Here is an 11,617-nt window from a genome sequence, read left to right on the forward strand (position 1 = left end):
ATCCCTCGGAAGACCTCTCCGAAAAGCTGGACCAGCAGGCTTCGGTCGCGGACTCCCGGGACGCCTCCGACGCTTCCCAGGATGCGCCGGCGTCGCGGCGGACCATCGCCGAGCTGCGCGCCGCCCGGGCGCGAATGACCGCCCGCCGCGGCGGCGAGCCTGCCGGGGCCGAACCGGAGAACGAGGCCGCCCCGGCCGACGCCACCGTCACCTCGCTGCCCAGCCGGCGGCGATCGGCGGATGAGCTGGTGACCGGCTTCCGCGACGTGCCGGCCGTGCGCTCGGCGCCGCCGCCGACGGCCCGGCGCACGCCGCTCGAGCGCCGCTACGACACCCGCGCCGAGCCGCTGCGGCTGCCCAGCCGCAAGGCCAGGCTGTCAGCCGGGTTCTGGCTGTCGCTGCTGCTGATGGTGGTGCTGCCGACCGCGGCCGGCGCGGCCTACTACCTCTATTTCGCCGCCAACCAGTACGTGTCCGAGTTCCGCTTCGCGGTGAAATCCTCGAACGCCTCGGCCTCGTCCGCGACCACCGATCTGGTCGGCGCCGCGCTGGGCCAGTCGGCCCGGCTGTCGGCGTTCAGCGACAACTTCATCGTCGCCGACTACATCACCAGCCGCGAGGCGGTGGGCGACCTGCTGAAGAGCGTCGACCTGCGCGCGATCTACAGCAGCCCGCAGGCCGACTACCTCTCGCGCCTCGACCCCACCGTGCCGATCGAGAAGCTGGTGGAGTACTGGCAGAACCGGGTCGATGCCAGCTTCGACGTGTCGACCGGCATCTCGATCGTCCAGGTCCGCGCCTTCACGCCGGAGGATTCGCTGCGCGTCGCCAAGGCGCTGATCGCCTCCAGCGAGGACCTGGTCAACCGCATCGCCGAGCGCGCCCGCGAGGATTCGGTCCGCTTCGCCGAGCGCGACGTGAAGAATGCCGAGGACCGGCTGCGCGAGGTGACCGCCAAGCTGCGCCAGTTCCGCAACGTACAGCAGACCCCGGACCTTTCGACCAGCGCGTCCTCCACCCTCGGCCTGTCGCTGCAGCTGCGCACCAACCTGGCGCAGATGGAAGCGCAGCTGACCTCGCTGTCGACCCACATGTCGCCGGACGCGCCGACCATCAAGGTGCTGAAGAACAACATCGCCGCCACCCGGGACCAACTGAACAAGATCGAGGGCGAGCTCGGCTCCGGCAACGCCCCGGCCGCCGGCAACGGCAATGGCCCGGCCGGCAATTCGAGCAGCGAGGGCTATGCCGCGACCCTGTCGGATTACGAGGACATCCGGCTGGAGATGCAGTTCGCGCAGCAGAGCTACCAGAACATGCTGACGGCGCTGGACCAGGTGCGCAGCAGCGCCATGTCCGACCGCACCTATCTGATGCCCTATGTCGAGCCGCAGCTGGCCGAGTACGCGCTGTATCCGCAGCGCTACGAGGACGTGCTGATTGTGTTCCTGATCGCCTTCGTCGCCTGGGCCATCACCATGCTCACGGTCCACTCCGTGCGCGACCACATGATCTGAGGCGGGCCGGATGATGCCGACGATCGCCCCCCTGTCCGGAGCCGCGCCATGACCGTGCTGGCGCGGCCCAGCCTGGGCACGGCCCTGGCGGTCCAGGTCCGGGTCCTGGTGTCGCTGATGCTGCGCGAGATGCGGATGCACGCCAGGCATTCGCGCCTCAGCTACCTGCTCGAGATGCTCGAGCCGATGCTGCAGCTGGCGATGATGATGGCGGTGTTCTCCGCCATCGGCCGGCAGGCGGATTTCGGCACCAGCATGCTGCTGTTCCTCGGCACCGGCATGATCCCGTACTTCACCTTCATGCACATCTCGTCGAAGGCGATGACGGCGCTGCGCGGCGGCGGGCTGACCAAGGGCGTGCCGCTGGTCAAGCCGCTGGACCTGCTGCTGGCCCGCGCCTTCCTGGAGACGCTGCAGCTCGCGGTGGTGGCGATCCTGCTGTTCAGCTTCATCCACATCGTCATGGGGGTGCCGGAGGCGGCGCCGATCCAGCCGCTGAAGGTGGTCTCCGCCTTCCTGGTGATCGCGGCCACGGCGGTCGGCGTCGGCATCGTCAACGGCGTGATCGGCTCCTTCTTCCGGCTATGGGCGGTGGTGTACGGCGTGTTCGGCCGGTCGCTGCTGTTCCTCAGCGCCGTGTTCTACGTGCCCGACTACATGCCGGCGCAGATCCGCGACTGGCTGGTCTGGAACCCGGTGCTGCACGGCGTGGAGTGGTTCCGCACCGGCTTCTACCTGACCTATCCGACGGTGTGCCTGGACAAGACCTATCTGCTGTCCTGGGCGCTGGGGTCGATCTTCATCGGCCTGGTCCTGGAGCGGGCGCTGCGGACCCGCCGGATGACCGCGAAATGATCGTTCTGGACCGCGTCACCAAGCGCTACCGGTCGCACGGCACCGGCCACAGCCGGCTGGTGCTGGACGAGCTGAGCGCCGTGTTCGAGCCGGGGCAGACCGTCGGCATCCTGGGCCGCCGCGGCGCCGGCAAGTCGACGCTGATCCGCCTGATCGCGGGATCGATCCCGCCGGATTCCGGCCGGGTGCTGCGCCGCGGGCGGGTGTCGTTCCTGGTCGGCACCGCCGGCCCCTTCGTCAGCACCATGACCGGGCGCGAGAACGTCTGGTTCACCGCCCGCATCTACGGCGCCGACGCCACCGAGGTGATCCGCTTCGTCGAGACCCATGCCAATCTGGGCACCGATTTCGACAAGCCGTTCGCGAGCTACACCGGCGACAAGCGCAGCCGCCTGCTGTTCACCGCGGCCTATGCCCTGCCCTTCGACATCTACCTGGCCGATGAATCGGTGATCGGCGGCCCGCCCGGCTTCCGCGACTGGTGTGAGCAGCTGGTCGATGCCCGCCGGCGCGAGGCGACGCTGGTCTTCACCACCAAACGGCCACGCATGCTGCGCCGCTTCGCCGACACCGGCGCGGTGCTGTCCGACGGCCGGCTGACCACCTACGGCTCCGTGCGCGACGCCATCCTGGCGTTCAAGGACGACGAGTTCCCCGGCGACGACGAGCCGCCGATCGAGTTCGACGAGGAGGAGGAGGATGACGAGCTGCCCGCGCCGCTGCCCTGACCTCCGCCCGTCCGCCCCGACATGCTCGCCCGAGCATGCGCCATGGGTCCGGGGCTTCCCCGGGCCTGCCACCGGGTGCCATGCACCCATTGCCATCTAGAGGACCGCCGATGAACACCTCGGAGCTGATCGAACAGCTGGCCCAGGACCACAAGCTGTCGCGCGTGAAGGCCAAGCGCATCCTCACCAGCATCTTCCAGGCGATCACCGAATCGGCCGCGCGCGGCGACCAGGTCTCGATCTCCGGCTTCGGCCGGTTCAAGGTCGCGATCCGGCCGGAGCGCGAGGGCCGCAACCCGACCACCGGCGCGCCGATCACCATCGCCGCCTCGAAGAAGGTGGTGTTCAGCCCGTCCAAGCCGGTGCGCGAAGCTCTCAACGCCTGAGGGCGCTGACCCGGGACCCGGCCGCCCCGCCAGGGCCCGCTGAACCATAACAATCGATCCGATCCGAAGGCGTGCCTTCGTCCGTGCCGCCGATCCGGGACTGCCCCGGGTCGGCGATCGGGTTTCCGTTGCCTGCCCCTCCTCCCCCGCCGCCCCCGAGGATCCCGCGATGCTGCCCAAGCCCTCCGCATCATTGGCCCCCAACACCTACGCCTTCGAGACCACGCCACTGGTCAAGCCGACCGGCTTCCGCGAATACGATGCCCGCTGGTGGTTCGGCCATCCCGGCTCGGACAAGCCGCCGGAGCTGAACCTGATGGGCGTGCAGGCGCTGGGCCTCGGCCTCGGCACCTATCTGCACGAGGCGGGGGTGAAGCCGGAGGTCGTGGTCGGCCATGATTTCCGCGGCTATTCCATGGCCATCAAGATTGCCCTGGCGCAGGGGCTGATGGCGGCCGGCTGCATCGTGCACGACATCGGCCTGGCGGTCTCGCCGATGGCCTATTTCGCCCAGTTCGCGCTGGACGTCCCGGCCGTGGCCATGGTCACCGCCTCGCACAACGACAATGGCTGGACCGGGGTGAAGATGGGCTGCAGCCGCCCGGTCACCTTCGGGCCGGAGGAGATGGGCCGGCTGCGCGACATCGTGCTGTCCGGCGCCTTCGAGCCGCGCACCGGCGGCGGCTACCGCTTCGTCGAGGGCTTCGCCGAGCAGTATGTCCGGGAGCTGACCGAAGGCCGCCGGATCGAGCGCAAGCTGCGCGTCGTCGCCGCCTGCGGCAACGGCACCGCCGGCGCCTTCGCCCCTAGGGTGCTGGAGGCGATCGGCCTCGAGGTCATCCCGCTCGACGTCGAGCTGGACCACACCTTCCCGAACTACAACCCAAACCCCGAAGACATGGAGATGCTGCACGCCATCGCCGCCAAGGTGAAGGAAACCGGCGCCGATTTCGGCCTGGGCTTCGACGGCGACGGCGACCGCTGCGGCGTGGTCGACAACGAGGGCAACGAGATCTTCGCCGACAAGATCGGCGTGATGCTGGCGCGCGACCTGTCGGCGCTGCACCCCGGCGCCCAGTTCGTGGTCGACGTCAAGTCGACCGGCCTGTTCGCCGCCGACCCGGTGCTGCAGGCCCAGGGCGCCAAGACCGACTACTGGAAGACCGGCCATTCCTACATCAAGCGCCGGGTGCGCGACCTGAACGCCCTGGCCGGCTTCGAGAAATCCGGCCACTTCTTCTTCAACCCGCCGATCGGCCGCGGCTATGACGACGGGCTGGTCACCGCCATCGCCGTTTGCGAGATGATGGACCGCAACCCCGGCAAGAGCATGGCCGACCTCTACCGCGCCCTGCCGCAGACCTGGGGGTCGCCGACCATGTCACCGCATTGCGCCGACGAGGTGAAGTACGACGTCGTGCAGCGGGTCGAGACGCGCTTCCGCGAGATCGCGGCCAATGGCGGGCTGGCTGGCCACCGCATCGTCGACTTGGTGACGGTCAACGGCATCCGCGTGACCACGGAGGACGGCACCTGGGGCCTGGTCCGCGCCTCCTCCAACAAGCCGGAGCTGGTGGTGGTGGTCGAGAGCCCGGTGTCGAAGGACCGGCTGCACGAGATGTTCCACGCGGTCGACACGGTGCTGCGTGAGAATCCCGAAGTGGGCGCCTACAATCAGACGATTTGAGGACAGGGACCTGCCGCTGGAGCCGATGTGATGAGCACCCAAAACCCGACCGAGCAGATCGCCACCCTGCAGGGCCTGCGCGACCGGCTGATGACCTGGCTGACCGCGCAGGCGCTGCCGGTCTGGTGGGAGACCGGCGCCGACCGCGAGCGCGGCGGCTTCCACGAGAGGCTGAACCTCGACGGCACGCCCTGCCTCGAGCCGCGCCGCGCCCGGGTGCAGGCGCGGCAGGTCTTCACCTTCGCCGTCGCCGGCCGCCTCGGCTGGACCGGCCCGTCGCGCCAGGCGGTCGAGCACGGCCTGGCCTTCTTCCGGAAGGCCTATGAGCGGCCGGACGGCACCTTCCGCACCCTGGTCGGGCCGGACGGGGCGACCTTGGACGACAGCGTGGTGCTGTACGACCAGGCCTTTGCCCTGTTTGCCCTGGCCGTCGCCAGCACGGTGGTCGCCGACCCGGCGCCGCTGACCGCCGCCGCCACCCGGCTGCGCCAGCGGCTGGAGGCGACGCTGAAGCACGCGCTGGGCGGCTTCGAGGAGGCCGCGCCGCGCAAGCTGCCGCTGCTGGCCAACCCGCACATGCATCTGCTGGAGGCGTCGCTGGCCTGGGTCGAGCTAGGCCAGGGCCCCGACCAGCCGGCCTGGAACGCGCTGGCCGACGAGATCGCCGGCCTGTCGCTGTCCCACTTCATCGACCCGAGGACCGGCTACCTGCGCGAGTTCTTCGACGGCGAATGGCAGCCGGCCCCCGGCCGCGACGGCCGCATCGTCGAGCCCGGCCATCTGTTCGAATGGGCCTGGCTGCTGGTGCGCTGGGGCACGCTGCGCGGCCGGCCGGACGCCGTCGCCGCCGCGCGGCGGATGGCCGAGGCGGCGGAGGAGACCGGCGTCGACCCGGCCCGCAATGCCGCCGTCAACGCCATCCTGGACGACGGCGCGCCGGTCGATTCCGGCGCCCGGCTGTGGCCGCAGACCGAGCGGATCAAGGCCGCGGTGGCGCTGGCCGGCGTGGCCGAAACCGAGGCCGAGAAGGCACTGTGGCGCGGCCGCATCGCCGCCGGCGTCAACGGGCTGCTCAAGTACCTGGACGTGCCGGTGGCCGGGCTGTGGCGCGACAAGCTGCAGGCCGACGGGACCTTCGTCGAGGAACCGGCGCCGGCCAGCAGCTTCTACCACATCATCTGCGCCATCGAGGAGCTGGACAAAGCCTTCGCCGCCGGCCGGCTGGGCCCGGCCATGCCGCTGTCCGGGGCGGCGGCCTGAGAGATCGCCCGTAGATGCTGCTGGTGCGGCCGTCTGGCGGCGGTTTCTGCGCTTCCGGTGCTCACGCACGAAATGTGCGCTGCGCTCCGGGTCTCGAAACCACCACCAGCCGACTCACACCAGCGCATTTCCAGACGATTTCTCATTGACCGGTTTGCCTCTCCAACACCGTCATTGCGAGCGCAGCGAAGCAATCCATGCAGCCGCTCGTGCGGGACGATGGATTGCTTCGTCGGCTTCGCCTCCTCGCAATGACGGTTGCGGGGGACAGGGCCAGCAGCTTCGGCCCCTCCTGCGGCGCGGGAGAGGCGAAACATCTGGTTCTCGTAGTTGGGTTCGCGGCCGCGAACCCGACCACCGCGCTCACCCCGTATCCGGCGGCCTGGGCCTGCGGCCGGGGGCGGAGCGCGGCCCGGGCAGATCCTCCGGCGGATCATCGGCCGGCGCCAGGAAGCCCAGTTCCTCCAGCGCCGCGTCGGCGATGGCCAGCCACTCCTCCATGTCCTCCGGCAGCCCGTAGCGGCGGCACAGCTCCGCCACCATCGCCGGCGCGGGGCAGGACTCCACCCGCTCCGCCACCTCCGACCGCTCCAGATAGTCGCGGATCTCGTGGCAGAGGCGGGCATCCTCTACCTCGCTCTCGGCGGTCTCGCCGACCTCCGCGGCCATCGCCAGGAACACCCGGTGCGAACGGTCGCCCTGGGTGACGGCCACCTGCCACCCCGCCGCCCGGCGCCGCGCCTCCCGCCGCACCTCGCAGGGGCGCGGCGGGGTGGCGCCGAACCGGCAGAGAACAATCCCGGCCCCGCGTGTCGGACTCCACCCCGGACGATCGTCTTCCAGGCAGACATTCCCTGGAGACCGACCATGACCGTGACCATCACCGCCTTCGAACGCTCGCCCGATCGCGGCAACGGGCTGGCGCGCGACATGCGCGTCCGTTGGGCGCTGGAGGAGGTGGGCCAGCCCTATGACGTCCGCCTGCTCTCCTTCAAGACGATGAAGGAGCCGGCGCATCTCGCCCTGCATCCCTTCGGGCAGATCCCGACCTATGAGGAGGAGGGCGGCCCTGCCCTGTTCGAGTCGGGGGCGATCGTGCTGCATATTGCCGAGAGCCATGGCGGCCTGCTGCCGGGCGAGACGAACGCCCGGGCGCGCGCGATCATGTGGATGTTCGCCGCCCTGAACACGGTCGAACCGCCGGTGTTCGAGCGCGCCCTGGCCCGGATTCTCGAGCGCGACGAGCCCTGGTACGAGCAGCGGCTGCGCGTCCTCGAGGACGCCATCCGGAAGCGGCTGGACGGGCTGTCCAGGCATCTCGGCGATGCCGAATGGCTCGACGGCGGGTTCAGCGCCGGCGACCTGCTGATGGTGACGGTGCTGCGCCGGCTGCAGGGGTCGGATCTGCTCGGGGAGTATCCGGGCGTCGCCGCCTATATCGCCCGCGGCGAGGCACGGCCGGCCTATCAGCGGGCCTTCGCCGCCCAGCGGGCGGTCTTCATCGCCGCATCGGCCGGCTGATCGGCCCCTACTCCCTGTCCGAAGACAGCGCCGGCAGAGCGTGGTGCAGCGTCACATGCCCCCACAGCGCCAGCAGCCCGCAGAACAGCGCGGTCGACCCGAACCACGGCCAGCCCCAGGCGGAGCCGGCGGCGAGGATGGCGAGAATCGTGCCGGGCCCGGGCACCAGCCCAAGCAGCGTCGCGATCGGCACCGCGGCGGCGGCCGGGATGCCGGTCCAGGCGACGAGGCCGGAGCAGATGATCACCGCCTGGAAGGTCGACAACGCGATATAGGCGGCGAGGATCAGGAAACGCATGGTCCTCCCGGAGCCTATGTGAGGATCTCTCCCCGGTCACGATTGGGTATCGGCGGCAGAGCGCATGGCCTCTCCCGCTTGCGAGACCCTTTCACAATAGCCGCGACCTTCTCTTTCTTAGTCCCCCCCTCCCCTTGCGGGAGGGGGGAGGGGGAGGGGGGAGGGGGAGGGGGGACTCGGTCTGCTTTCGTATTCAGCGCCCAGGACGATCCGAGGGAATTCCGAAAGGCCTCGCAAGCGGGAGAGGCCCCGCCAACGACACCCGCGCCGTCAGCCCTGCTGCCGGGCCAGCTGGTCGCAGATCCGGGTGGCCAGGCCGCTCTGCCAGTCCTCGAAGCTGTAATCGGCGAAGATCCGCGCCTGGCCCTTCAGCGCCCGGGCCTTCGCCGCCTCGCGGTCTTCCAGGATGGCGCGCATCGCCGCCGCCGCCTGGTCGACCCGCGGGCTGGCCCAGTGGCCGACATACGACTTGCTGCGCATCTGCTCCGGCGGCGTCGGCACCACGTCGACATCGACCAGGAAGGAATTGTCCGCCGTGCAGAAATCCTGGGTGCCGGAATAGTCGGAGACGATCACCGGCTTGCCCAGCATCATCGCGTCGGCGATGCCGTAGCCGAAGCCCTCGGCCCGGTGCAGCGCCACGAACACGTCCGAGGAGTCGATCAGCGACCAGTACTCGGCGTCGGTCAGGTTGCCCTCGACGATCTCGATCCGGCTGTCGCCGGTGATGCGCTCCTCGACCTCTTCCCAGTAGCCGTCGAAGTTGCTCCAGTGGCCAGGGTCGATCTCGCGCATCTTCAGGAGCAGCCGCACCTCCTCGTCGCCCTCGGCGAAGGCCTGCTGGAAGGCCTTGACCACCGAGAGTGGGTTCTTGCGCACGATCGAGGAGCCGAACTCCGCCAGCGACAGGAAGATCAGCTCGCTCGGGCTGCGCCGGAAGCGGTCGAGGAACGGGCTGAACACCCGGGCCGGCGGCCTGGCCAGGCCCTTGCGGATGTTGCTGATCGGCGTCGCCGTGATCTTGCGATAGCCGTCGGCGACGAAGCCGGACGGGGCCCAGATCTCGTCCACCGCATTGGCGCCCAGCAGGTGGGTCTCCGGCGGCGTGTCGGTCTCCCACAGGTAGAAGCCGATGATGTGCGCGTCCTCGCAGATCGAGGCGAAGCGGGCGATCATCTCCGGCGCCCGGTCGGCGTTGACGCACAGCACCACCACCCGGGCGCGCAGGTTCATGTCCTCGCGGTACCGCCCCTCGGGGTTCACGCACTGGCCGTCATCGGCGTTGAACACCAGCGGGTCGAAATGCGACAGCGCCTCGACGAACATGTTGAGGTTGCGGCCGAGGCCGGTGGCGTTGGCATGGCCGACGATCACCAGGTCGATGTACTGGATCGCCGGGTCCGCCGCCGGGGCGGCCGCCAGCTCCGGCGCCACCGCGGAGATCGCGGCCAGGCGCGGCGACCGGCTGTAGACCTGGTCGATCAGCTGCCGGCGCAGCACGTCCGGCCCGCGCTCGGCGATCAGCTCCTCCGGCACCGCGCGGCCGTTGAGGAGCGAGATCAGCGCCAGGTCGAATCGGGTGAAGTGGCCCGCGACCTCCTGCGGGGTCGACCCCCAGTAGGACATCCAGTTGCGCGGGTTGAAGGAGCAGCGGTTGGGTTCGATCAGGTCGGCCAGCACCTCCTTGAACGACAGGGTCAGCGCATAGCCGGCCTCCATCATCTTGTGGGTGGTGCCTTCGTCCTCGTGCCGAAACAGCCAGTACCAGCTCCACGGCAGGGCCCGGGTGCGGTAGGCGTCGACCACCGCGCTCAGCCGCTCCTTCAGCGCCTTGGAGATCAGCAGTTGGTTGTTCTTGTCGCTGATGAAGGGCGCGGTGGCGAACTTGTACTGAACCTTGCGCAGCCCCTCGTCGCTGAAGATATCGATATGCTGGTAGTGCCGGCGCCAGAACGAGAACAGCGCCAGCGAGACGTCGTTCTTCAGGGCGCGCTTGTTGAACACGCCCTCGGACAGCGCCTCGTGGATCTCGTTGGTCATGCAGAAGATGCTGCGGCGGTCGGCATACTCCATGACGTCGGAGATGATCCACTGCGCCGTGCCCTGGTAGCCGACCAGGTTCTTGGTGTCGCAATCGTACCGGTTCGCCATGTAGCGGACGAATTCCGGGATGCGGCCCTTGACCTTGTCGCCGTCCTTGGCGACGTCGAGCCGCGCCATGGTCTTCGGCAGGTGGCATTTGGCGATGTAGCGGGCGCCGAGATAGTCGGTGCGGCCGACCATGTCCGCCAGGTGGTCGGCCAGTTCGCCCAGCGCGTCCGGGTCCTTCCAGAAGGACAGGGCGGTAAAGGCCGGGCCGGGGATCACGGTGCCGTCGAGCTCGAAGCCGAGCGAGCGGTGCCGGCCGTGCAGCCGGGTGGCGGCGAAGGCGACGCGGCCGGTCGACGGATCCGTCCGCGCATCGAAGATGCGGCGGCCGTCGATCACCAGGGCCAGCTCGACCGGCTCGGCCGGGTCCAGCTGGTTGATGCCCCAGAGATGCAGCATGCCGTCCTCGACGAAGACGCCGCCGATCGCCGGCTGCCCATTTGCCGGTTGATCAAGCGGCGACAGCACGTGGTTGTGCTGGGAGAGGCAAAGCGCCGCAGCCGCCTTGGCCGCGTCCGCCGGATTGAAATCCTCCTCCGAGTCGCGGGCGACGCTGTACAGCCGGTCCAGCAGCGCCGTGCGCCGCGGCTGCACGCCCGGCACCCCGTCGCGGGGCGGCGCGGCGCGCGACTCCAGCGACCGGGCGTTGACGCCGTCCCAATCCGCCGCGTCGATCAGATCCTGCAGCTCATGGGGATCGATCACCGAAGCGGAGGCATCAGGAATCACCGCTGCGACCAAGGCTTGAATCTTCATGGACGAGGACCCTTCGACCGGGGAAACCTGGGATTCGAACGGGCGGCTGGACGCCCCGCTCGGAATCGAAGACTATGCTGCAGCGCACATAAATTCAAATCATAACGACGCGAAATCAGATTTCGCGTCGGTCAGCGGCGGAAACACCCCAGGATCGGATGTCGCGGGAACAATCCGCAGATCCCAAGCGTCATAGCGCCGTATGGGACCATCGGGCGAGCTCGGGTTAGCGGAAGATTTTCCCTGAATTTGATGGTCTTCGAAGTGTTGAATTCGCCAACCTGATGGCTGATACAAGGTCAGCGCCTGAAATCTGGAGCAGGTCATGAATCGGATCGAGCAAGCGGTGGTTCCGGTGGTGTTGTCGGGCGGGTCGGGGACGCGGCTGTGGCCGCTGTCGCGGGCCGGCTATCCCAAGCAGTTCCTGCCGCTGGTCTCGGGCCAGACGATGATCCAGGAGA

The 11,617-nt window shown here is 69.2% G+C and carries 11 protein-coding genes; 8 read left to right on the forward strand and 3 right to left on the reverse strand.

Annotated features, from left to right (window positions below; all coding sequences use genetic code 11):
- The 6 genes from ABDW35_RS21745 to ABDW35_RS21770 form a co-directional block, all read left to right on the forward strand.
- Positions 1-1,517 (forward strand): hypothetical protein (locus ABDW35_RS21745; RefSeq protein ID WP_343715971.1); only part of this gene is annotated, 1,517 nt, incomplete at its 5' end.
- A 48-nt stretch (positions 1,518-1,565) separates the two neighbouring features.
- Positions 1,566-2,372 (forward strand): ABC transporter permease, encoded by an 807-nt coding sequence (locus ABDW35_RS21750; RefSeq protein WP_343715972.1) that lies wholly within the window; start codon positions 1,566-1,568, stop codon positions 2,370-2,372.
- Positions 2,369-3,100 carry an ATP-binding cassette domain-containing protein gene (locus ABDW35_RS21755; RefSeq protein WP_343715973.1) on the forward strand — a complete coding sequence of 244 codons (732 nt, stop codon included), beginning with the start codon at positions 2,369-2,371 and terminating at the stop codon, positions 3,098-3,100. The genes ABDW35_RS21750 and ABDW35_RS21755 overlap by 4 nt, the downstream gene beginning before the upstream one ends.
- Before the next feature lie 80 nt (positions 3,101-3,180).
- Positions 3,181-3,486, forward strand: coding sequence for an HU family DNA-binding protein (locus ABDW35_RS21760; RefSeq protein ID WP_343715974.1), 306 nt, complete (start codon positions 3,181-3,183; stop codon positions 3,484-3,486).
- A gap of 169 nt (positions 3,487-3,655) precedes the next feature.
- On the forward strand, positions 3,656-5,173 hold the full coding sequence (locus ABDW35_RS21765) for a phosphomannomutase/phosphoglucomutase (RefSeq protein ID WP_343715975.1): 1,518 nt from the start codon (positions 3,656-3,658) through the stop codon (positions 5,171-5,173).
- Between the two features lie 30 nt (positions 5,174-5,203).
- Complete coding sequence (locus ABDW35_RS21770) at positions 5,204-6,433, forward strand: AGE family epimerase/isomerase (RefSeq protein WP_343715976.1); 1,230 nt, start codon at positions 5,204-5,206, stop codon at positions 6,431-6,433.
- Positions 6,434-6,796: 363 nt separating this feature from the next.
- On the opposite strand, the gene ABDW35_RS21775 is transcribed toward ABDW35_RS21770, so the two are convergent.
- A complete protein-coding gene (locus tag ABDW35_RS21775; protein WP_343715977.1) occupies positions 6,797-7,147 on the reverse strand; it encodes a hypothetical protein in 351 nt (116 codons plus the stop codon).
- A gap of 153 nt (positions 7,148-7,300) precedes the next feature.
- Between ABDW35_RS21775 and ABDW35_RS21780 the strand changes: the two genes are divergently transcribed.
- The gene (locus ABDW35_RS21780; protein ID WP_343715978.1) at positions 7,301-7,954 is read left to right on the forward strand and encodes a glutathione S-transferase family protein; all 654 of its coding nucleotides are present in this window, start codon (positions 7,301-7,303) and stop codon (positions 7,952-7,954) included.
- Between the two features lie 7 nt (positions 7,955-7,961).
- Here ABDW35_RS21780 and ABDW35_RS21785 read toward each other — a convergent pair whose 3' ends face one another.
- Together ABDW35_RS21785 and ABDW35_RS21790 are read right to left on the reverse strand one after the other, a co-directional pair.
- Positions 7,962-8,252 carry a hypothetical protein gene (locus ABDW35_RS21785; RefSeq protein WP_343715979.1) on the reverse strand — a complete coding sequence of 97 codons (291 nt, stop codon included), beginning with the start codon at positions 8,250-8,252 and terminating at the stop codon, positions 7,962-7,964.
- 270 nt (positions 8,253-8,522) lie between these two features.
- Positions 8,523-11,105 carry a glycosyltransferase family 4 protein gene (locus ABDW35_RS21790; protein ID WP_343715980.1) on the reverse strand — a complete coding sequence of 861 codons (2,583 nt, stop codon included), beginning with the start codon at positions 11,103-11,105 and terminating at the stop codon, positions 8,523-8,525.
- 376 nt (positions 11,106-11,481) lie between these two features.
- Here ABDW35_RS21790 and ABDW35_RS21795 point away from each other — a divergent pair.
- Positions 11,482-11,617: sugar phosphate nucleotidyltransferase (locus ABDW35_RS21795; protein WP_343715981.1), on the forward strand; the 136-nt coding region annotated here is incomplete at its 3' end.

Origin of the sequence: Inquilinus sp. (assembly GCF_039594555.1) — a bacterium.
GTDB lineage: Bacteria > Pseudomonadota > Alphaproteobacteria > DSM-16000 > Inquilinaceae > Inquilinus.

Excerpts from the sequence above, each read along its gene's own strand:
- ABDW35_RS21780 (WP_343715978.1), top strand. The coding sequence starts at position 7,301 with ATGACCGTGACCATCACCGCCTTCGAACGCTCGCCCGATCGCGGCAAC.
- ABDW35_RS21785 (WP_343715979.1), bottom strand. The coding sequence starts at position 8,252 with ATGCGTTTCCTGATCCTCGCCGCCTATATCGCGTTGTCGACCTTCCAG.
- ABDW35_RS21765 (WP_343715975.1), top strand. The coding sequence starts at position 3,656 with ATGCTGCCCAAGCCCTCCGCATCATTGGCCCCCAACACCTACGCCTTC.
- ABDW35_RS21770 (WP_343715976.1), top strand. The coding sequence starts at position 5,204 with ATGAGCACCCAAAACCCGACCGAGCAGATCGCCACCCTGCAGGGCCTG.
- ABDW35_RS21760 (WP_343715974.1), top strand. The coding sequence starts at position 3,181 with ATGCACCCATTGCCATCTAGAGGACCGCCGATGAACACCTCGGAGCTG.
- ABDW35_RS21755 (WP_343715973.1), top strand. The coding sequence starts at position 2,369 with ATGATCGTTCTGGACCGCGTCACCAAGCGCTACCGGTCGCACGGCACC.
- ABDW35_RS21750 (WP_343715972.1), top strand. The coding sequence starts at position 1,566 with ATGACCGTGCTGGCGCGGCCCAGCCTGGGCACGGCCCTGGCGGTCCAG.